The organism is Micromonospora sp. NPDC003197 (assembly GCF_053590565.1).
This window is the reverse complement of record NZ_JBSFTE010000006.1, coordinates 1-22,284: the sequence shown is the minus strand read 5'-3', so window position 1 is coordinate 22,284 and position 22,284 is coordinate 1. Positions and strand designations below refer to the sequence as shown.

General features: G+C 68.0%; 12 protein-coding genes and 2 pseudogenes. 4 read left to right on the top strand and 10 right to left on the bottom strand.

The features are described from left to right. Positions 1 to 46: 46 nt before the first annotated feature. The gene (locus ACWDV4_RS08545; protein ID WP_449975938.1) at positions 47 to 3,526 is read right to left on the bottom strand and encodes an error-prone DNA polymerase; all 3,480 of its coding nucleotides are present in this window, start codon (positions 3,524 to 3,526) and stop codon (positions 47 to 49) included. Between the two features lie 12 nt (positions 3,527 to 3,538). After that, complete coding sequence (locus ACWDV4_RS08540) at positions 3,539 to 5,119, bottom strand: DNA polymerase Y family protein (protein WP_449975937.1); 1,581 nt, start codon at positions 5,117 to 5,119, stop codon at positions 3,539 to 3,541. 271 nt (positions 5,120 to 5,390) lie between these two features. On the opposite strand from ACWDV4_RS08540, the gene ACWDV4_RS08535 reads away from it, so the two are divergent. From ACWDV4_RS08535 to ACWDV4_RS08525, 3 genes and pseudogenes are all read left to right on the top strand, one after another. After that, the gene (locus tag ACWDV4_RS08535) at positions 5,391 to 5,573 is read left to right on the top strand and encodes a hypothetical protein (RefSeq protein ID WP_449975935.1); all 183 of its coding nucleotides are present in this window, start codon (positions 5,391 to 5,393) and stop codon (positions 5,571 to 5,573) included. A gap of 65 nt (positions 5,574 to 5,638) precedes the next feature. After that, positions 5,639 to 6,427 (top strand): MFS transporter, encoded by a 789-nt coding sequence (locus tag ACWDV4_RS08530; RefSeq protein WP_449975933.1) that lies wholly within the window; start codon positions 5,639 to 5,641, stop codon positions 6,425 to 6,427. A gap of 29 nt (positions 6,428 to 6,456) precedes the next feature. Further along, positions 6,457 to 6,570, top strand: a pseudogene (locus tag ACWDV4_RS08525) (helix-turn-helix domain-containing protein); the annotation flags it as partial. Between the two features lie 9 nt (positions 6,571 to 6,579). Here the strand turns inward: ACWDV4_RS08525 and ACWDV4_RS08520 are convergent. From ACWDV4_RS08520 to ACWDV4_RS08510, 3 genes and pseudogenes are all read right to left on the bottom strand, one after another. Then, positions 6,580 to 7,122 carry a GNAT family N-acetyltransferase gene (locus ACWDV4_RS08520; RefSeq protein ID WP_449975931.1) on the bottom strand — a complete coding sequence of 181 codons (543 nt, stop codon included), beginning with the start codon at positions 7,120 to 7,122 and terminating at the stop codon, positions 6,580 to 6,582. Between the two features lie 10 nt (positions 7,123 to 7,132). Further along, complete coding sequence (locus ACWDV4_RS08515; protein ID WP_449976265.1) at positions 7,133 to 7,666, bottom strand: GntR family transcriptional regulator; 534 nt, start codon at positions 7,664 to 7,666, stop codon at positions 7,133 to 7,135. 27 nt (positions 7,667 to 7,693) lie between these two features. Continuing rightward, positions 7,694 to 7,873, bottom strand: a pseudogene (locus ACWDV4_RS08510) (GntR family transcriptional regulator); the annotation flags it as partial. Positions 7,874 to 8,089: 216 nt separating this feature from the next. On the opposite strand from ACWDV4_RS08510, the gene ACWDV4_RS08505 reads away from it, so the two are divergent. Next, a complete protein-coding gene (locus tag ACWDV4_RS08505) occupies positions 8,090 to 8,374 on the top strand; it encodes a hypothetical protein (RefSeq protein ID WP_449975930.1) in 285 nt (94 codons plus the stop codon). Between the two features lie 119 nt (positions 8,375 to 8,493). Here the strand turns inward: ACWDV4_RS08505 and ACWDV4_RS08500 are convergent, their stop codons facing one another. The 5 genes from ACWDV4_RS08500 to ACWDV4_RS08480 form a co-directional block, all read right to left on the bottom strand. After that, on the bottom strand, positions 8,494 to 8,988 hold the full coding sequence (locus tag ACWDV4_RS08500) for a hypothetical protein (RefSeq protein ID WP_449975929.1): 495 nt from the start codon (positions 8,986 to 8,988) through the stop codon (positions 8,494 to 8,496). A gap of 51 nt (positions 8,989 to 9,039) precedes the next feature. Further along, positions 9,040 to 19,737 (bottom strand): LamG-like jellyroll fold domain-containing protein, encoded by a 10,698-nt coding sequence (locus ACWDV4_RS08495; protein ID WP_449975928.1) that lies wholly within the window; start codon positions 19,735 to 19,737, stop codon positions 9,040 to 9,042. A 397-nt stretch (positions 19,738 to 20,134) separates the two neighbouring features. Further along, the gene (locus ACWDV4_RS08490) at positions 20,135 to 20,716 is read right to left on the bottom strand and encodes a hypothetical protein (protein WP_449975927.1); all 582 of its coding nucleotides are present in this window, start codon (positions 20,714 to 20,716) and stop codon (positions 20,135 to 20,137) included. Positions 20,717 to 20,764: 48 nt separating this feature from the next. Further along, positions 20,765 to 21,511: a hypothetical protein gene (locus tag ACWDV4_RS08485; protein ID WP_449975926.1), complete on the bottom strand. Its 747-nt coding sequence runs from the start codon at positions 21,509 to 21,511 to the stop codon at positions 20,765 to 20,767. 121 nt (positions 21,512 to 21,632) lie between these two features. Continuing rightward, a complete protein-coding gene (locus ACWDV4_RS08480) occupies positions 21,633 to 22,082 on the bottom strand; it encodes an SAV_6107 family HEPN domain-containing protein (protein WP_449975925.1) in 450 nt (149 codons plus the stop codon). Between the last annotated feature and the right edge of the window lie 202 nt (positions 22,083 to 22,284).

Here is a 22,284-nt window from a genome sequence, read left to right as displayed (position 1 = left end):
CAGAAAGCGATAACAAGGGGCCCTTCCTAACACCTCAGCTAACACCTCAGCGGAAGTCGCGGGAGGCTGGGCTGACCGGCGGGGTGATCGCGTCGAGTCGGTCGGCGGTCAGGTTGGTCACCCCGTCGTGGCGTTCCAGCCGGCCCCGTACGACCAGCGCGGCGCTGGTCCGGGCCACCTTCCGGTAGCGCTGCCACAGCCCCGGTGAGCAGGTCACGTTGAGCATCCCGGTCTCGTCCTCCAGGTTGAGGAAGGTGACCCCGCCCGCCGTGCCGGGGCGCTGCCGGTGGGTGACGATGCCGCCGACGCGTACCCGCCGGCCGGGCTCGACCTGGGCCAGTTTCGCGATCGGCACCGCCCCGAGGGTGTCCAGTTGTGGCCGGATGAACCGGGCCGGGTGGCTCTCCGGGGACAGGCCGGTGACCCACACGTCGGCGACCAGCCGGTCGACCGCCTCCATGCCGGGCAGCACGGGCGCGCTCGCCCCGGTGACGGTGCCGGGCAGCCGGTCTGGCCGGTCCTGGGCGGCGGCCCCGGCCGCCCACAGCGCCTCCCGGCGGGTCACCCCGAAGCAGGCGAAAGCGTCCGCGGTGGCCAGCGCCTCCAGTTGCGTGGCGGTCAGGCCGACCCGGCGGGCCAGGTCCGCCATGTCCCGGTACGGCCCGTCGGCCGTCCGCTCGGCCTCGATCCGCTCGGCCAGCTCGTCGCCGAGCGTACGGACACTGCCCAGCCCCAGCCGGACCGCCGGACCGCCCAGCCCCCACCGGTGCGGTGGTTCCCCGGGCAGGCTGCCCCACCGGGTGTCCGGGGTGGACTCCAGCACCGCCTTGGCTCCACTGGCGTTGATGTCCGGTCGGCGTACCTCGACGCCGTGCCGTCGCGCGTCGTCGACCAGGGTCTGCGGCGAGTAGAAGCCCATCGGCTGGGCGTTGAGCAGTGCGGCCAGGAACGGGGCCGGGTGGTAGCGCTTGAGCCAGGAACTGGCGTAGACCAGGTAGGCGAAGCTCATCGCGTGGCTCTCCGGGAAGCCGTAGCTGGCGAAGGCGGAGAGTTTCAGATAGACGTCGTCGGCCAGCTCACCGGTGATGCCCCGCTCGGCCATGCCGGCGTAGAGCTGGTCGCGGATCTGCGCCATCCGTTCGGCGGACCGCTTGGACCCCATCGCCCGGCGCAGCTGGTCGGCACCGGCCGCGTCGAAGCCGGCCAGGTCGATCGCGAGCTGCATCAACTGCTCCTGGAACAGCGGTACGCCCAGCGTCTTCTCCAGCGCGTTACGCATCAGCGGATGCGGGTACGTCACCGGCTCCTGCCCGTTCTTGCGCCGGATGTACGGGTGTACCGAGCCGCCCTGGATCGGGCCGGGCCGGATCAGCGCCACCTCGACCACCAGGTCGTAGAACTGCCGGGGTTTGAGCCGGGGCAGGGTGGCCATCTGGGCGCGGCTCTCCACCTGGAACACGCCCACCGAGTCGGCCCGGCACAGCATGTCGTAGACCTCCGGGTCGTCCAGCGACATGCTGCCCAGGTCGAGGGTGGAGCCGATCAGGTCGTGGGCGTAGCGCAGCACCGAGAGCATGCCCAGCCCGAGCAGGTCGAACTTGACCAGGCCGGCGTTGGCGCAGTCGTCCTTGTCCCATTGCAGGACGGTCCGGCCGGGCATCCGCCCCCACTCCACCGGGCACACCTCGATGACCGGCCGGTCGCAGATCACCATGCCGCCGGAGTGGATGCCCAGGTGCCGGGGAAACGTCTGCAACTCGTTGGCGTACGCCACGACCTGCTCGGGGATGCCCTCGGCGTCCACCGCAGCGACTGATCCCCACCGGTCGATCTGTTTGCTCCAGGCGTCCTGCTGGCCGGGCGAGAAGCCGAACGCCTTGGCGATGTCCCGCACCGCCGAGCGGGGCCGGTAGGAGATGACGTTGGCGACCTGGGCGGTGTGTTCGCGGCCGTACTTGGCGTAGACGTGTTGGATGACCTCCTCCCGGCGGTCGGATTCGATGTCCACGTCGATGTCCGGCGGCCCGTCCCGTTCGGGGGCGAGGAACCGTTCGAAGAGCAACTGGTGCCGTACCGCGTCGACGTTGGTGATCCGCAGCGCGTAGCAGACCGCCGAGTTGGCCGCCGACCCACGTCCCTGGCAGTAGATACCGCTGCGCCGGCAGAACTCGACGATGTCGTAGACGACCAGGAAGTAGCCGGGAAAGCCCAGCTCGTCGATCATCTTCAGCTCGTGGTCGAGCTGGTGGTACGCCTCCGGGTACGCCTCGGGCGGCCCGTAGCGCTCCAGCGCGCCGGCCATGGTCAGCTCGCGGAGCCAGGTCATCTCGGTGTGCCCGGTCGGCACCGGGTAGGCGGGCAGTTCCGGGGCGACCAGGTGCAGGTCGAAGGCGAGTTCGGCACCGAAGGCGGCGGCTCGGGCCACCGCGCCCGGATGGGCGGCGAACCGGGCCGCCATCTCCGCCCCGGTGCGCAGGTGGGCGGTGGCCGCCGCCGGCAGCCAACCGTCCAACTCGTCCAGGCTGCGCCGGGCCCGTACGGCGGCCAGCGCGGTGGCCAGCCGGCGGCGACCCGGGGTGGCGTAGTGCACGTTGTTGGTGGCGACGGTGGGCAGCCCGGCCCGGGCGGCCAGTTCCGCGAGGGCGTCGTTGCGGTCCCCGTCGAGCGGGTCACCTTGGTCGGTCAGCTCCACCGCCACGGATTCCGCCCCGAACAGCGCGGTCAGTCGGTCCAGTTCCCGGGCGGCCGCGTCGACCCCGTCGGTGAGCAGGCCAGCCGCGTCGATTCCCTCGGTACGCAGGGCGGCCGGTACCGCCCCCTTACGACAGCCGGTGAGCAGCAGCACGTGGTCGCGTAGTTCGGCGGCGACTTCGGCCAGCTCCCCGTAGACCGGGCGGCCCTTCTCCCCGCCGCGCAGGTGGGCCCGGGCGATGGTCCGGGCCAGCCGGGCGTACCCTTCCGGGCCCCGGGCCAGGACCAGCAGGTGCCGGCCGTGCGGGTCGGGTTCGCCGGTACGGGGACCGGGCAGGTCCAGCGACAGCTCGGAACCGAAGACGGTGGGCAGGCGCAACGCCCGAGCCGCCTCGGCGAAGCGCACCACGCCGTAGAGCCCGTCGTGGTCGGTGACGGCGAGCGCGGTCAGTCCCAGCCGGGCCGCCTCTTCGGCCAGTTCCTCCGGGTGGCTGGCCCCGTCCAGGAAGCTGAAGTTGGTGTGGCAGTGCAGCTCGGCGTAGGGCACCGCATCCGGGGGCGGTTCGACGGGTCGGACCGGAATCGTCTCGCGACTCCGGCTCCGGGGGGCTTCCTCGTCTCCGGCTGCGGCCAGCGGGTCCACCACCCGCAGGTGCCCGCCGGTACCGGTCGCGGCCGGGTCGACTGGACCCCACCCAGGCTCGCCACCGCCCCGGCCAGGCTCGATGACGGCCCGCCCAGGCTCGCCACCGCCCCGCCCGGGGTCGGCGGCAGTCCGCCCGGAGAGTCGGCGTTCCAGCTCGGACCAGGGCAGGTCAGGATTGTGGAAACTCATCGACTCGGGCCGCTAGTCATAGCTGGCCTCCACCGTCCACTGGCCGGCGGCCAGGCAGAGCAGCAGCGCGCTGCCGTCGGCGAGACTGACCTGGAACCGGGCCGCCCGGCGGGCCTCGGCCGGGGCCCACCAGCGTTCGTCGACCGGCCACGGCCCGGTCCAGCCAACGATCTCCACGGGTGCCCCCGTACCGACGGTGAGCCGGGCCGGCGCGGCGCTGACCGCCAGCCGGGCGGTCACCCCGACCGGCTCACCAGCGCTGTCGTGCACGGCGGCCGGTAGTGGCACGGGCAGCACCACGGCCGGGGCGGGAGGCGGCAGCCGGCCCGGCCACGGCGGGGCCAACGGCCGGGCGGGGAGTCGCTCGTCGCCCCACGGCACCAGACGGGCCTGATCGGCCGGGGCGCGCCCACCACCGAGTACGGCGGTGACCACCGACTCGGGGCCGAGGATGCCCTGCACCCGGCTCAGTGCCCGGTGCGCCCGCTCGCGTTCCGCGCCGGTCTCGCCCCAGAGTCCGGGTTGCAGGCCAGCCTGGGCGAGCACTCCGGCGGGGACCAGCCGGAGCCGGATGATCCCGGCGGTGGGGCGAGGTGGGGCAAGTCGACCACCACTGCCCGGTCGACGGTTGGTGCCGGAGAGCCAGCCGTCGAGTTGCCAGCGCACCCGGTCGGCGATCGCCGCTGCGGTGAGCAGCCCGTCGTGCCGCCACACCCGGTGCAGCTCCTGCCCGTCGGCGGTCACCGCCTCGATGCCGAGCCGGGTGCAGGCCAGACCGTGTCCGGCGAGGGTGTCGTGCAGTCGTTCGGCCAGGGCCCGGGCGGCGAAGGCGGCGGCGTCGACCCGGTCCAGTGGCTCGTCGTACGTCTCGGTGGCGTCCAGGTCCGGCGGCGGGCGACGCACCGCGAGCGGCCGGTGGTCTCGGCCAGCAGCCAGCCGGTGCGCCAGTGCCGCGTCGAACCCGAACCGGGCCAGCACGTCCCCGGCGGGCAGCGCCGCGAAGTCGCCCAGGGTACGCAGTCCGAGCCGGCGCAGCAGGTCGGTCAGTCGGGGTCGACCGAGCGCCTCGACGGGTTGGTCGGCGAGGAAGTGTGGGGTCTCCCCCGGCGGGACGATCCGGCCGACGCGGGCGGCCAGGCCGGCGGCGAAGACCCCGTCGGCGATACCGATCTGGCTCTCCACCTCGCAACTTTCGGCGACGTGTTCGACGATCCGTTCGGCGGCCGGTTCCTCGCCGCCGAAGTAGCGGGTCGGGCCCCGGGCGGCGAGCGCGCAGATCCCGGGCCGGAGCACCTCCACCCCGACGGCGACCTCCTCAACGGCGGCGACCACCGGTTCGAAGGCTCGGGCGTCCCGACCGGGGTCGTACGCGACGACGGTCAACTGGGGGCAACGGCTCTGCGCCTCCCGTTTGCGCAGGCCCCGGCGTACGCCGTCGCGGCGGGCCGCCTCGGAGCAGGCGACCACCCGGTTGGCGTGCAGCACCGCGACCGGGCCGACGGCCGGCACTCCGTCGACGATCTCGGCGGCGATCACCGGCCAGTCGGGGCACCAGACGAGCAGCGTCCGCACCGGCGTCCCGCCGTCCCCCATCACACCTCCCTTGACCAGCGACAACGTCAGATTAGAACACGCGTTCGATTCGCGTCCGGGCGACCCGGGAGAAGGAGGCGAAGCACCACCCGCGTGGCTCACTAGCCCGCTGGATGGCCGTGATCGGTGACGGCTCAGCAGCAGAACGCACGGCGTGTCGCGCTACTGAGGCGCATCCGATCATGGGAGCAACCTCGGCGGGGCCGTATCGCAATCGATTTGTCGATGTTGGGTTCGAGGAGCATCCGATGAGCCTGAAGGAGGAGCAGCGATGAGTACCGGATCGAGCTGGCGGGACGTAAAGACCAAGGCGCGCGTCCTCGACCCGACATGGGACAGCGAGGAGCGCACCCAGCGACGGGCTGGGATGCGCGCGGAGATGATCGCCTCGGTCAGCGAGAGCCGACCCGCCGAACCAGGTGAGCAACTCGGCACCCCAGACCCAACTGCCTGACGCCGCCGCCTCCCCGGAGGTGATCCGAGCAGCCTCCTCGCGACGGCCACCTGCCGCGTAGTCGGGTGCTGGCGCTCTTCTCCGTCGCCGGGCAGATCGGCGCGTTCACCGGCCCGCTGCTCGGGGCGCTGCTGCTCTTCGTCGACTTCCGCGCCGCCTGCCTGGCCGGGGCCGTCGTCTTCGTCGCTGTCCTCGCCGGGCATGCCCGGCTGATGCCCCGGCACATCCCGGGCCGACCTCTCGACAGCGCCCCGGCGGCCACCCGCACCGGGCTGCGGCTGCTCGCCGGCAACCGGCCGTTCCTGGTGCTCTGCCTGGCCTACAGCGGCTACCTGCTCGCCTACAACCAGCTCTACCTGGCGATACCGCACCAGCTCGGCTCATCCGGCGCGCTGGCCGGGCTGCTCGCCCTCTCCTCGATCCTGGTCATCGTCGGCCAGTTGCCGGTCACCCGCTGGGTCAGCCACCGGCTGGCACCGCGTACCGCCACCCGGGTCGGGCTGCTCATCGTCGCCGCCGGGTTCGCACTGGTCGCCGCCACCTACCCGATCCGGTACGCCTTGGGCGTGCTGCCCACCGCCGGGCTGGTCGTACTGCTCACCGTCGGGCAGATGCTGATCGTGCCCTCGGTACGCTCCTGGCTGCCCGACCTGGCCGAGGAGCACCACCTCGGCCTCTACACCGGGGCGCTCTCCTCGATATCGGGGCTGGTGGTGCTCGCCGGCAGCTCGGTCACCGGCCTCCTGCTCGACTCGGTCGGCGACACCCCGATCCCCTGGCTGCTGCTGGCCGCCGTACCGGTCGTTTGCGCGGTCGTACTCGGTGCCGCCCGCAACCAGAGCATCGACACGTAGCCGATAATCTGGGATCGAGGAGGCCAGTCATGTCCGGATATGTGCGCTGGGAGGACATCCGCGCCGAGTACGTACAGCGAGCCGGTGGCGACGAGGCCGTCGAGGCCGGTAAGCAAGAGCTGCTGGCCGCCCAGATCGGGCACGGCAAGGTCTCAGGCCAAGACGTCCACACCGAACTGGCGGTTTCCCCGAGCAAACCCGGTTGAGCGTTGGAACAGAGCACCGGACTGTCGATGCGGTAGGTCGACCACTCGGAGCAGCGCAAAGCCCTGGCCGCGGTAGTAGCGATGCAGCGCCAGATTCGTCTTCCACGCGTCCAGACGTAGCCACGATTTGCCCGTCTCCCGGGCGCGTGCCGCAGCCCAGTCCAACATGATCCCACCGAGACCTCGGCCCGCTGCGGTACGGACCACCGCCATCCGGTGGACGTACAAGGCTGCGGCGGGCAGGTCGTCGTCGGTCCAGAAATCCGAATCAGCCAGATCATCGATGGTGATGGTCCCGACGACCACTCCGTCGGTCTGCGCAAGGAAGCACTCGCCCCGCGCGATGGCGGCAAGGATCTTTGCCCGTCGGGGTGGCTCTCTCCACTGGTTGATCCCGCGTGACGCCAACCAACCTGACGCATCAGTCAACAACGCCTCGACCACACCAGACTCGTCCGGCTTGGCTGCACGGAAGATGAGACCACCCACTCAAGGGCAGCTAACGCGAGTCGTGATGACGCTCGTAGGTGATGACGTGCCGGTCGCCGGGCAGAACCGTGACCGCGACCCGCACCGGCCGGCCCGCCTCAGTGAAACCGGTAACCAGGTGATAGGCCACCGGCGTCCCCGGCCCCAGCGCCAGCCGAGCAGCCTCGTCCGGGGTGGGCATCCTGATATACAACTCATCGATGGCCCGTACCTGTGGGAAGCCCAACTCGGCCAGGACCGCGTTGGCCCCTCGGGCGATCCCCTCTGGCTGAAGGATCTCCGAGCCCTGTACCAGGTCGAGCGGAAAGTAGCTGTCGTTGAGATGGGACGGCTCGCCGTCGAGGTAACGCAACCGCCGACGTACGGCGACCAACTGCCCCGGTTCAATACGTAGCCGCTTGGCCACATCGGCCGGCGGCTCCGTAACACCTACCTCGATCTCCTGACGGGGCTCGCGCCCCTCCCCGGAGAACTCGGTTATGAAGGCATCCATCTCCGGCGTGTGCGGCCGGGGCCGGAACTCCGACTGCGGCCGGAACACCATGGGCCTACGTTCACGTACGAAGTAGCCGCGTGGTCGAGCCGAAACCACCAGCCCTTCGTGCACCAACAGAGCAAGTGCCTGACGAACAGTGGTTCGGGCGACCCCGTAAGTTTCCGTCAGCTCGGCCTCGGTCGGCAACTGTGAGCCCGGCGGGCGGGAGCCATCAGCGATCTGACCTCGCAAGACGCTTGCGATCCGCTGATACATCGGGAAGCGACTGTCGGGCATCCACCCATACAAGCGCCAAACCCGGCACATTGTCCAGTCAATGCAGCTCAAACCCTTGACCAGCTAACTCCGTGCTGCAAACATCACCACTGTCAGCATTGTAGGAACAATGCCGGGCGACCTTCACACCAGGCGGGGCGACGTCTACCGCCAAGCAAGCCGCCGCCCCGTCCCTCTTTCAAGGGAGACACCAGCATGCTCGCCACACCCACCACACCGCAAACACCGACCGAAACCAACGACGTCTGCGACGACTGCGCCGGCACCCTCCGAATCACGGACTTCGACGCCTCATTGACCGGCTCGGTCAACGCGTCCGTGCCCTGCGGCTGCGTCACCTACACCGCCCCAACCTCCGACCACTGCCCCTGCCACATCGACGGGTGGCCCTGGAACGACGGACACACCGGCTGGCTAGCCGCTCCTCTTGGCCACTTCCAGACCCCCTACTTCATTGCCTGCCCCAACCACCCCCAGTAGCCCACAAAACAGAAACGATGCTGGCCACGAACATCACACCGTTCGTGGCCAGCAAACGCAAAAAGTCACAACGATAGGAGGCGGACCTTCATGAGATACCGCCGCCGACCGAATTCATATCAGCCTGGGTATCTATCCGGCTCAAAGCCACCAAGCTTCGGAAGCTTGATTGACCTATCGCGCAATTCAACAAGCACAATAAGCCGTTGCCCCATGAGCAATCGGTCGTAAGAGGCGAGCTGCAGAATGTCCAGGAAGTCCATAGCCCACTTCGGATTGGCCACAAAAGCCTGATCGAAGCCCCGAACCACGAACAGCCAGCCGAGGCCTCGGTCCACCTCCAGATCGCGCAGCATCCCCTCCAGCGAATTCAGATTCCCTGGCCCGTATTCATAATGCGAATACATCGGAATTCCCTTGACCAGGCTGGTCGAAAAAGAAGCAAGTGATACACCGTCGTATGTGGATACGGCGATCGAATATCCCAGTCCCGCCAGCCGCGCGGCAAACTGGTCCAGAACATCCGGGTTAACACAGACCGAGATACCCCCAGCCCGGAGCAGTTCATAGTCGAGCTGCCCGTTAATGGCTTCGTCGAACGTAAACGAAGGCACGTAATCCCAACCTTCCGCATCGCGCCGCCACCGCCGTCAACTTGCCGGCGTTCATGTGATCGGATGAAGATTTTCGTAGTGGTCCGGCGTATAGTACCCCTTACCCGACGTCCTACCCACAACGATTCTTTCCGGCCCCCTGTAACTGCCAGGACATCCAGCATTGGGACACGGAATACTTCCATACAGATTCACATCGAATTCTTTATACTTCTCAGCATCGGGAAGTTCTCCACCCTTATTCGAGTATGAAGCATTCCCTTGATAGCCAGGAATCTTCCCTTCCCCGTTCTCGCGCTTGTTCACCTTATTCAGCATGTCAACGGCCTTCTGGGGAACAGTGCCCGGGCCCACCGTTGTCGTGGGCGCCGACGGAACCTTGGCGTAAGGGCAGCCGGCGACGTGATCGATCTTATGAATTCCCGGATTGTTGTTGTGGACGAGGACCGGATCGTTGCCAGCTACCACATAGTACGTGTGGATGTCGGCGACGGTGAGGTCGCGCATCTCCTCGCTGCCGTGGTAGTTGACCACGGTCTGAACGGTGACCTCGCCCTTACCCGCGACGTGAAGCTTCGTGCCGGGGTTCAGGTTCTTGGCATCGGTCCACTCCCGTTCAGTGACGTTCCAGAACGGATGGTTCTGGGTCGTCTCCAAAGTCGTGGTGTTGCCGTCCTGGTCCCGTACGGTGAGGTCGGTCAACTCCCAGTCGGTGTTGCGGTGCAGCTCGGTGACCGGCTTGGCCAGGCTGACCCCGGTCTCCGGGTCGGTAGCCACGACGTGGTCCCCGACGTTGACATCTTCGATCGGGCGGACAGTGCCATCGGCCATCAGCACTTGGGTGGCAGGATCGAAACTGTGCTTCCTCGGGATGGGGCAGCTTCCACCGAAGTCGTCGCTGTCGCTGCCCTTGGCCGGGCTGTCGCCGCCGCCGCCCTTCGAAGCGCCGCCGCCCTTGCGGTTCAGCAGCCCCAGGCCGGGAATCATGCCGAGCAGGGCGGCTTTGGGGTCGACGCGGCCGGTGGTGACGGCTTGGTCGAAGACTTCGCTGACGCCGTTTTCGACGGCTTCGGTGGCGAGGCGTCCGGCGATGCCGGTGCCGACTCGGCTGGCCACGGCTGCAGCAACGCGACCGGCGATCATTCCGCCGGCGCCGCCGACCAGGCCGGATATGGCGCCGGTGCCCAGTGAGCCGAGGGCGTCACCGATGGAGTTGATGTCGCCCTGCGCCGCGTCCTTGGCCAGGTTGATCAACGCGCCCGCGCCGACCATGCAGGCCAACGCACCAGCCCCAACGGTCACCGCTGTGCAGGCCAACCCGGCCAGGATCGCCCCGCCAATCGCGGCGACCTCAAGGAGGACGTCCTTGTGCTCCTGCACCCACTTCGCCGTGGCGTTGGCGGCGTCCTTCACCGCGCTGGCGGCCTTCTTCACCACCCGGGTCGCCTTCGCGGCGACCTTCTTACCCGCCTGCTTGGCCTTGTTGTAGGTCTGTTTGACCTTCTGCTTCGCCGCGTTGTACTTCTTCGCGACCCACTTACGGCCCTGGTCGATCTTCTTCTTGACCGTCTTGGCGACCTTCTTCGCCACCTTCTTGACGGTCTGCTTCGCCTTGTTGACCGCCTTGACCGCGGCCTGCTTGACCGCCTGCGCCTTCTGGGCAACATAGGTACGGGTCGCCGACACCGCCGTGGACACGTACGACGCCGCCCGCGACACCGTGGACGTGACCGCGTTGGTCACCTTCGAAACACCACGGCCGATCTTGTCGCGAAGCCAGCTACCGAAGTGCCCGGTCGGGTCGGTCACCGTCAACGGGTTACCGTCGCCGTACTGGTAGCGGTTCGCGTTGATCGAATCCGGCGCTGGGCTGTTCGAAACCGTGTCCCGCGTGTCGAACTGCCCCGTCTCGGTGTTGTACCAGCGGGCATGCATGTTCACCCGACCGGTGAACGCATCCGTCCACTCCGACTGGTAACCGAGGCTACCGATCATCCCGGTAGTGGCCAGGACCTTGCCCAACGGGTCATAGGTCGTCGACCCGGCCAACGCCGTACCGGTGTCGGTGAACTGACCCACCACATCCGTATGCAGGTCCGTCCAGGCCAACCGCTTCGTGGCACCGGCGGCCTCACCGACCAGCCCACCCGCCGGGTCACGCACGTAGGTCGCGGCTCCGTCGCTGGCCAGGTCGTTACCCAACCCGGTGTACGCGAACCCGGGCCGGATCGCCCGCCCCAAACCGTCATAGCTGTACGACTGCGTCCCCGCCGCCGAGTCCTGCGACAGCACCTGCCCGAACGCGTCCGCCCGGGTGGTCATGCCACCGGCCGAGGCCAACGTCCCTCGGGCCGTGTAGACGTACTCCACCCCGTCACCGGTCAACAGCCGACTGCGCTGGTCGTACATGAACAGCTTGGAGCCGTTCTGCACCCGGTTACCGGACTTGTCGTACGCGTACACGCTGGTCGCCGTGCCGTTGTTCCACGACGTCAACCGGTCGGCCTGGTCGTAGGTGTACGTGTTCGTGGCCGCCCCGGCGAAGCCGGTGGTCGTCTTCGAGATGATGTTGTCGTTCGTGTCCCAGCCGTACGCGATCTTCCCGATCGACGTACCCGTCGCCGTCTTCAGCTCGTCCGTCACCGGCCGGTGCAGGTCGTCGAAGCCGAAGTTCCGGGTGTTACCCGAGGCCCCGTACGTGATCTTCGAAACCTGGGACAGCGAGTTGTACGTGTTACTGAGCTGCACCCCTGCGCCCGAGTTCACGATCGTGGCCAGCCGCCCCGCCCCGTCATAGGTGTACGAGGTGGTTCCGGCCGCGTCGTCACGGGAAGCGACCTGACCGTCCTGGTTGTAGGCGAAGGTCGAGTCCCCCGACGGGCCGGTGACCGACAGCAGCAGACCCCGGTCGTCGTAGGTGAGGGTGTTACTTCCCCCGGTGCCGGACAGCGATGTCATCCGCCCGGTCAGGTCGTAGGCGAACGTCCGGTCCTCGGTGGCGACCTCCGCGCCGCTGCCGGTCTGCCGCGTCACCTGCCCCAGGTCGTTGTAGGTGTTACTCAGTGACACCCCACCCGGCAGCGTCTGATTGACCGGCCGACCCGCCTTGTCGTAGGCGATGGTGAAGGTCCGATCGGCAGGTGCCGGATGTGCCGTGGTGGACGGCTCGATCGTCGACTCCGGCAGGTTCCACGAGTTGTACGAGGTCAGGAACGCATTGCCCCGACCATCCGTGAACCTGGTCGAGTTACCCGCCAGGTCGTAGCCGAACATGGTCTGGATCGAATCCGAGCCGGAGATTGGCTGGAGTTCCTTGACCAGGCGGCCCGCCGCGTCGTACTCGAAGGTGGTGGTCACACCCTTCGCGTCGGTGCTGGCGACGACGTTCCCGACCCGGTCGTACCGGCTGGACCGGGTGGTGAGCGCGGTGCCGGCCGCACTGTGCGAACTCGTGCTGACCGCCCGGTCGGCTAGGTCGTACGTCGTGCTCGTGTACGTGCCGTCCGGCAGTGTCGTCCGGACCACCCGCCCGGCGGCGTCGTAGGTGTACGTCGTGGTGTTGTTCGCCCCGTCCGTCGTGGTCAGCGGCTCCCCGGCGGCGTTGTACGTCGTCGACGTGGTGACCCCGGCCGCCGTCCGCATCTGGGACAGCCAACCACCGGTGCCGTAGCTGTAGGTGGTGGTGTGGTGGGTGCCGGCCTGCCGAACCACCTGGGTGGTGGTGAGCTGGCGACCCAGGTAGTCGTAGGTGGCGGTGTTCACCGCACCGGTCGGATCGGTCTGTGACAGCAGGTCGCCCACCAGGTCATAGGCGTACGTCGTCACCCCGTCGTTCGGGGCGGTCATCTCGGCGACCCGCCCCAGCTGGTCGTACTCGTAGCTGGTGGACTTGCCCAGGGCATCGGTCTCGGCGAGCACCTGACCGACCGCGTCGTAACTACGGGTGGTTCGAGGTGTGACCGGCGTCGACGCACCGGGGGCGGTGTAGCTCGGCAGGTTTTGCGCCACCGGCCGACCAATGGCGTCGTACTCGACGACGGACCAGTTGCCGTTGGGGTCCCGGGTGTCGGTCGCCTCGCCGAAGGTGTTGTAGCCGGTCCAGGAGATCGGGTTGGCCAGGCCCGCCCCCTGGGTTGGCGACTCCGCCATCACCGCCGGGGACGTGACCTTGACGGTCTGTCCCGCCTCGTCGTACGAGTAGTAGGTCGTCTGACCGTTCGGGTCGGTAACGGACTTCGGGTTACCGTCCTGGTTCGGGTTGACGGTCGTCCGGATCACCTCAGCCCCGGCCGCCGGTACGGTCCCGCCGAACACCTGACCAACCTCGGCCGTGGTCAACGCCCTCTGGTACGCCTGCACATCGCTGACCGAGCCGATCCAGCCGTCGACGTAAGAGCCTTGCCATTTGAGGCGGCCGACGCTGAACCCCTCCAGCGCCCGGAACGGCTCCCAGGTCATCGGGGTGGTTCCGGCCAGCGTGCCGTTGACGTAGAGGCGCAACTGCTTGGCAGTGGCGTCGTAGACGGCAGCGAGGTGGGCCCAGGTGTTCAGCGTGGCCTGCCCTGCTGTCACCCCCACCCGGACCGATGTCGGGTTGTCCTCGTCGAAGACCAGGACCGACCACTTGTCACCCGCGACGTGGTCCACCCGAAGCGAGAAGGCGCTTTGCGCATCCGGCCCGGACTGCGACAGGACCGCCCGATTTTGCGAAAGCTCAGTAGGTTTCGCCCAGGCCGAAACAGTAAAGCCGCGTGAGGTATCGATCACCGGTACAGCCGTGTCGATCGACGCGGAACCGTCGAACACGGCCGACCCGCCGCGCTCGGTGGACCAGGTGACGCCCGGGGTGGTCGTGCCCGCGGTGTTGCCGGTCGAGTCGGCCGCCGTGCTACCCGAGGTTTCGTTCAGTCGCCACCGGGTGACCGGGGTCGGTTGGGTGTTCCGGTAGGTGGTCTCCGCGATAACCTGACCGGCCGAGTCGTAGATCGCCTCGGACAGGCCGACGACGCCGCTGGGGCCGGACTCCGTGGTGCTGACCACGTTGTCGTCCCGGTCATAGGTGAGGGCGGTGGTCCGCTTCAATCCATCGGGATCCAGCGTGGACGACGTCTGCCGGCCCGCCGCGTCGTAGGTCAGTACCGTCGTCGTCGCACCGTTGTTGGTCACCTGCTTCACGACGTTGCCCGCCGCGTCGTAGGAGTTCTCCTCCACGACGAAGCTGCTGGTCCCGTCGGTACGGACGGTCTTCACGACCAGACCGTTGTCGGTGTACGTGTACGACGTGGTCCAGCCCATCGCGTCAGTCTCCGACGCGAGTCGGCCTGCCGGGTCGTACGTCCTCGACTCGGTAACCAGGTCACGGGCCGGGCTCGGGTTGTTGGGGTCTCCGGTGAACCCGAGGATCGTCGAGGTCAACAGGTTGCCCTCGACGTCGTACGTGTTCCGTACGACACCGCCGTCCGGCTCGGTTTCCTTGATCACCCGACCGTAGGCGTCGTACTCGAACCGGGTCGTCGAGCCGAGCGCGTTGGTGACCGAGGTTTCCTGGCCGTACCCGTTGTAGACGTGCGACTCGGTACGCGACGCATCCCCGCCGGTAAGGTCGGTGGTCGTCTCTGTCAGGACATTTCCGTCGTGGTCGTAGCCGGTGGTCGTCCGCGCCGTGTGGACCGCTCCGGTGACCCGGTTCGTGACGGCAGGCTCCGTCTCGGTCAGCTGACGGCCCAGTCGGTCATAGGTGTACGAGGTGACCAGGCCGGCGGGGAACTCCTCGGTGATCTCGGTTTCGGTCAGCACCCGACCGAGGCCGTCGTAGGCGTACCGGACGATCTTGCCAGCCGGATCCGTTACCTGCGCGACGTCACCGTTGGCGTAGTAGACGACGCTCTGCTTCGTACCACCAGGCGTGATGACTGTCGAGGGCAGTCCGGCCGGCGGAAAACCACTGTCGAAGGCGGGCACACTCGTGCCGTCGGTGTAGGTCGTAGCAGTAACCCGGCCGAGCGCGTCCGTGATCGCCGTTTGGTTGCCCTTGGCGTCATAGCCGTAGCTGGTGAGGTAGGTGTTGTCGGTCTCCGAGGCCGAGCGCCCATCTCGCACGGTCAACAGCAGGTCGTTGCGTGCGTCCGGCGTCAACGTCGTCGTCGTGGCGTCCGGGAAGTACGTGTAGTACACGGACGAGCAGCGATTCGCCGCCTGGTCCTGGCAGGTGATCTTCTGCTTGGTGTTGCCCCGGGCATCCTGTAGATCCTGGGTCCACACTCCGCGCGGGTCGTAGACCAGGTTGCCGTAACCGCCAACGTCGTACCCGAACTTGGTGACGTTGCCGAGCGCATCCGACTGGGCAACCATCCGGTTGCCGTTGACCAGGTCATAGCTGTAGGAGAGCCTCTCCCCCGACGGGCCGGTGACCTCGACGGTAGAGACCGGCATCGGGATCGCCGTCGCCACGCCGGAGACCATGGTGACGGCCACCGGCGCGGTCTGCTTCGACGCCTGGAACTGGCCTGCGACCTGGGTAGCGGACAACTCCGACGAGAAGAAGGCCACCTCGGCGATGGAGCCGGTGAAGTACCCGCGTTGGTTGCTCAACGAGGAGGAGGGCCAGTTCTTCGTCGTACCGGCGCCGACGGTGACGTAGCGCATCGATTCGTTGACGTTGGCCTGGTTCAACGAGCCGACGAGGACGCCGTCCAGGTAGAGCTTCTGCACGTTGCCACCGAGGGTCAGCACCACCTGGTGCCACTTGCCGTCGTTGACTCCCGTGGTGGTGGTGATCGACGTGTTGACGCTGCCGCACCAGCACCACTTGCCGCGCAGTTTGCCGTCGGTACCGACGTACAGGGCCGGTGTCCAGCCCGTGATGGTCGATTCGGTCATCGGGTCGATCTGGAGTCCGAGCAGTGTTCCACCAGCGGTGCTGCCCGCCGGCATCTTGAACCACATTCCGACGGACTGTGTCGTGATGCTGGGGACCACGTCCGCTGGCAGGGAGAGATAGGAGGAGGTTCCGTCGAACGACGCGGCTTTGTTGTCCGCGAAGGGTCCTTCTGTCCCGAGCGTGACGCTGTTGTAGGTGGCGGCATTGCCCTGCACCTCGTTGACCGCTTCGGTGACATCGACCTCGCCGAGCCGCCAGTAGTCGGTGGGCTTCGCCCCCAGGACCGAGGCAGCGTAGACGGTGCTGCTGCCGGCCACGGCTGGCGTGCCCAACGTCCAGACACCGCCGTGCTCATCGGTGACCGTGGCCACCTTGCCGGTGGCCGTGTCGTAGCTGATCTCTGCGGTGACGCCACCCGAGGGCCGGGTCACCTTCGACAGGACCGAGTGGGAGGTACGGCCCGCGTTGTGCAGTGCCGCCACGGTCGAGGCCGTCAGCGCCTGGTTGAAGACGGCCACGTCAGAGATCGATCCGGCAAAGTACGAGACGGTCGGGTCTGCCCCGCTGTTCGCGTGGTCCGGCCACGTCTGGCCAATGAATCCCGCGCCGACATAGACGTTGCTCGCACCATTGGGAATCTGCGCGATGGTCCCCGCCAGGGTGCCCCTGGCCACACCGTCCAGGTAGAGGGTCTGGGAATTCCCTGCCCCGGCGAGCACCACCTGGTGCCATTCGCCGTCGTTGACGGGGACGTCCGAGTTGATCGGAGCGGCACTGCCGTGCCAGAGCTCGCCGCGGAGCTTGCCGTCGCTGTCGATGTAGAGCGCCGGCGTGTAGTTGCCGGTAGCGGTGCCCTTGCTGAGCGGCTCCCCGCTGTAGCTGAACAGGACGCCGTTGGTCGCGGTCGTCTTGAACCACATGCTGATCGACTGGTACTGGCCGTCAGCGATCAGGTTGCCCGGCAGTTGGAGGTACGAGGAGGTGCCGTTGAAGCCTGCTGTGGTGGCCGTCGAGCCGGGCATTCCGGCCGGCTGGCCAAGCTGCACCTCGTGGTAGCCGGCGTTGTCGGCACCGGCGTTGGTCAGCACCCGGCTGGCGGCGACCGTGGCCCCGGCCGGCTCGTTAAGCGGCCAGTACGAGTAGGGCCCGACGTTGACCACGGTGTTTGTGAGCTGGGAGGTGGCCGTCTGCTGGTATGTCGTGCAGTGTGTCTGGCCGGTTGGCGGGCACACCTTGGTCAGCTGGTCACCCGCGCTGTACGTGTACTCCCAGGTGTCCACGGTGGTCGAATCATCGGCCACCACCGGGTTGGTGGAGACGGTGCTGACATGCGGGTAGGTGGAACCGGTTGGTGTGGTCCACGCGAACTGGAGGAATCGACCGGAGGCCGATGTCATTCGGGCCAGGTTCGCAGCCGCGTCGTACTGGAACTGCAACTGCCGACCGTTGGCATCGGCAATCGTCGACACCTTGAAAACGCCCTGTCCAGCGGCTTGCCCGAAGGTGTAGACCGAGGCGTCCTTGTCCGTCAACGTGTAACCGGTGACCGCCCCGCCCGCGTCCTTGAGCTCCTTGAACGTCGCGAACCGGCCGGAGGGTGGCGTGAAGGTGCCGTCGGCATTACGACCGAAGGCGATGTCCTGCCCCGTCGGGTAGGTGATCAGGACCGATTGGACAGCCCCGGCAACATCGGTCACCTGGGTCGCCCGGGTGTCGAGCACGCTGGACCAGCCCGTACCGAAGGCACTCTGGCGGCGGGTGTCCAGGCTGTTGTAGCTGCGGGTGATCGACAGCGAGGGTCCGACCGTCGCCACGCTGGCGTCGGTCGCCGAAGTCGTGTAGTTGCCGATACTCGGGTCGTAGCCCTTGCCGGCGTTCTGCGCCAGGCTGGCGGTCAGTAGCGGCTGCGGCACCGAGGTGGTGAAGGAGTACGCCGGATAGATCGCGCTGTAGCCAGCCTTGTCGTACGCCCGGACGGTGTACAGGTACGACTTGTTCCAGCCGAGTTTCCCACTCGGCACCGTCCAGGATCCGGCGGTCCAACCCGAATTCGCCGCCTCGGCTCCGGTGGCCGCGTCGTAGACCACGAAGTTGTAGGTGAGCCCCTTGTTCGGCCAGTTGTCCGGGTCGTGTCCCCGGGCGATCAATTCTGGGGTCAACGTCGAGACGACCAGGTTGTTGGCCGGATAGCGGACGTTCACCTGCGGAGCGACGTTGGCGACGTAGTCGAATTCGGCATAGGGCTTGTACGCACCGCTGGAGTAGTTCGCCGCGGTGAAGCGCTTCCAGGCGGTGGAGTCCGTCTCAGAGGCGGTCAGTGCGATGCCGTTGTTGACTCCTCCGCTCGACCAGTCGTTGAAGGTCGCCGGATTCAGGGAGACCGTGACCCACTTGCCGACGCTCCGATCGCCGCTGCTGTTGTTGCAGGCGGGAGTGGTGTCGCTGATGGCCAGCGAGCCGATCGGATCCGAGATGGTGGGACCCGGATAGCTACCGTTGGTCAGGTCGGCCACCGACCACTTCTGGGTCACCCGATGCACCGAGAACGGCTTGTTGGACGTGCAGTTGTAGGCCCAGCTGAGGTACAGCTTCAGACGGGCGGCAGTGATCCGGCGCCCGATCATGCCGTCCTCGTCGAACTCGTCGAGGTGGATAAAGGAACGGGCCTTGACGGTGCCACCGTTGTAGGTGCCCACCGGCAGGTTGTCGCCGTTGTGGTCGCCGGTGCTGGAATCGTTGTCCACGTACACGTCACCGGTGGTGCCGGTGGTCGTGGTCGGGTCCACCCGTACCGGGTAGACCCGCGCCGGGTCGCGCAACCATGCCTCATCGGCCGTCACCCGCAATGCCGGCCCGTCATCAACGGTGATCAGCTCGAAGGTGACGTTCGCCGACTGCGTCGCCGCCCCCGAGGCCGGGTCGATCTTCGAGTCGGTCATGAAACCGCGCGGGAACCAGGCGACGGCCTTACCGCTGGCATCAAGCAGATCCACCGAGCCGCTGTCGGTCAGCCTCGGCGTCAGCCCTACCAGGCGCAGCGGGAAGACCCAGGACGACTGCGCATCCGGTGACTTCAGGATCAGGACTTCCTTCAGCCCAGCGTCGAACGTGCTCAGCTCAAGGTCGGTCTGCGGCAGAATGTCGTGGTAGGTGGCGGTCGGGCCGCTGACCACGGGTGTCACGTCTGCCGCGTCGGTGAGCCGATAGGCAACCACCTCACCCGACGGCAAGATCAACGAGGCGAGTTCGGCCGAGCTTGCCGCAAGCTCTCCGGCCCTGGCGCTCAGCTCGTCTTGATGGGCCGCAGCCGCGCTACTCGTTCCCGCAAGCGAAACCTGCAGCGAGTTGGCCCGCATGTGCAGTCGACCATCGGAACGCCGTTCCAGGTTCGGGTCGATCGCCTGCCACGTGCCGTCGGCCGTCTGATAGTTGACCGGCCGGCTGTACGCCCGTCGGGTGTACGAACCATCTGCGTTGGCGTACACATCGGACTTCGCGGTCGCCCGCTCCGGCATGCGCTTGCTGGTCTTTTCATCGAAATGAGCCGCTGCGCCAGTCACCCGAGGCGCGGCATCAGTGGAGTGTGGCTGGTACGGCTCCAGCGTGCCCGAGGCAGGGATTGGAGCCCGCCCAGCTCCGCCGCGCGCCTGTGTGGACTCTGCGCTCGCCTTTCCATCGCTCGGCCTGGCGGCCCCCTGCTGCTGAACGGGTAGCCCCACAAAGGCGGCCGCTGCCGACCAGGCCGGGCGCTGGGCAAACCAGGTGAGCCAGGAGAGCGGGAATCCACCCCCGTCCGGCACCGCCCCCGGCGGCACCGCCATGGTTAGCCCGAACGCCATCGTGACCAGCAGTGCGGCACGACTCGACACACGACCACCGGAACGGCGCACGGCCGTGCCCTCCCTCTGCTCTGAAATCAGCAGCGCGGAGTCTCCGGCAGAAATGATCTCTACGTCAAGGCGCGATTACTCACCGTCCTAAGTGGAATTAAGCAACCTGGACGGCGATAGCGCCACGCATCCGATCAGCACGGACATCATGGACCCTTGTTAGCCCAACCACCTACAGCGGACACCCCGTTGGGCGGAGTGGGTCACCTTGGATGCCCCACCCCAGCCTGCACGATCACCGCGTTTGCCCGGTGACGCATTGTCATCGGGTCGACAAGCGGTAGGAATCACCTTTGGCCACACTCGACGAACAGGCAGTGACGAAAATCACTCATCTTCGATCACTGATCGTCACCGCTTAACGTCAGACAACGCGTCAGCGGTCGCCTTCCGTGCCGACTGCCTCCGCGACGATGCGGTCTACCTGGGCCCGTACCGCCTCTGGCGTCGGTTCCGTCACCACGGAAACGTTCGCTGTGGATGCGCCACTGCCGACGGTCACGAACCGCGCGGACGGGAACCGCGCCGCGTTCTCGCGTACGGCACCGACCGGTACCTCGCCCACCGCCAGCACCAGGTCACACCGGCCCTGCACCAGACTGCCCAGGTAGGTGCGCGCGTTGTCGATCGTCTGCGCGCCGTCGACCTCAAGGAACTGGACCTTCGCGCGGGTACGCAGTGACGCGTCCTGCATTCCGGCCCACACCGCAGCCGCCTCCGGCCCGGTCACTCCCCGGTCATCGGTGAGCAGACAAGCGGTGGCCTCTCGATATTGTCGGGCGCGTGGTTCCGGCTCGGGCTCGGGCCAGAACACCCAGGTCGCCACGCCGGCCAACAGCACAACCAGGACGCCTGCGGCCCACCAGCTCTGCCGTCGGGAGGGACGGTGCTGACGCCACCACCGCACCATCGCTGATCCACGGCCGGTCTTCGCCCGTACCCGCGCCTGTCGTCCCACCCCGCCACCTAGCACGGCGAGGAGACTACCTGGCAACGCCCGGGGTCATTACCCCGTCAAGGTGAGCGCTGTCCGACGGGCGGTGGACGCGGCCATGGACGTGAGCGTGGCCGACGATGGGACCGCGTCCGGCGCGGCGCAGCGCCCGGAGCGGTCACCGGGGAGCCAGACGCGAATTTCCTTGGGGCGGGCCGCCGCTCCCCGACCTCGGGCGGAGATGGTGACCTCTCGGCGGCGTAGCCGCCCCCGCCCCTGGCCGAGCCCTTCCCAGGTGCCACGCACCACCCGCAGGGTGACGTCGGCACCGTCCCATTCGCCGTACGGGACGAGCACACTGCCGCGTTGGCGGGCCCGAGCGGCCAGCCGGGTCACCACCGAGGCGCTGACCGTGCCCGGCACGGCGGTGACGACGACGTCAACTCCGTCGATCAGGGCGGCGACCACGGTCGCCCACTCCGGGCCGGGGTGTGGCACGAGGGCGAGCCGGTCCAGCGCGATGCCGAGGTCGGCTGCCGCGACCGCCCCGAAGGTGGGTACGCCGACCACGGCGCACCAGGAGCCGGAGCGGGACGCCTCGGCGAGCAGCGCCAGCATCAGTGACGTACCGCCGCTGCGGGCGGGCCGACCGGCGGCGACCGCGACCGTGCTGCCTCGGCGCAGCCCTCGATTGGGCAGCAGTCCGGACAGTTCGGGTAGCACCGGCAGCACCCGATGGGCACCGGCCGGGTCCGGCGCGCTCGCCGCGCGGACCAGCTCGGCCAACGCGGTGGAGCCGACCACCATCCGGCCCGCCATGGCCTGCCCACCCCCGTCGTACCTGGGTCGAATCTGTTGTCGTGTTTGGGGTGCCCACCGTCTTCGTGGTGGACCCGCGTGCTTTGTCTTCGTCGTCGGTGTACGTGCGGATGGCAGCTGGTCAGGCGGCCAGCCCGTCGAGGGCGGGCTGGTGGGCGACGCCGAGCGCCGCCTCGACCACCGCCACGAACTGTTCGGCCGCGCGCAGCAGGTCGTCGGCCTCCCGGGCGGTCACCACCCGGGGGATGCCGGCCTCGGCGGCGGCTCGTTTGGTCGCGCCGATGGCGAAGAAGTTCGCCCAGTCGCCCAACTCCGGGGCGACGATGACCAGCAGCGCCCAGACGCTGGTGACCCGGTTTCGGCGGGTGGGGGCGGGGCGGGCCCGAGCGGCGAGCATCGCTGCGGCGGCGCGCAGCGCGGCCAGGTGGGCGGCGGCGTAGCGCAGGCCGTCGGGCCGGGTCTGGGCGGCTTCGGCCAGCCCTTGACGGGCGATTGCCAGCAGTTGGGCCGGAGTGCGGTGCGGCAGCATGTGCGCCGGCACTGTGGGGGCCGGAACCGGACTGGTCGGCATGGGATCGTCTCCTCCGCGTCGCCAACGTCACGCGTCCCCGGGAAGCGGCTGGAGCCGATGGTGACGCGCTGGACCTGCTAGCCCTGTGGTGCGTGGGGAGACGCACCGGTGGGTCGCCCCAGCAGTGCGGCTGGCCGCCTGGAACTTCACCGGCGGCGCCTCCGGTTGATCGACAAGATCCACTCCCATGTTGCGGTCACTT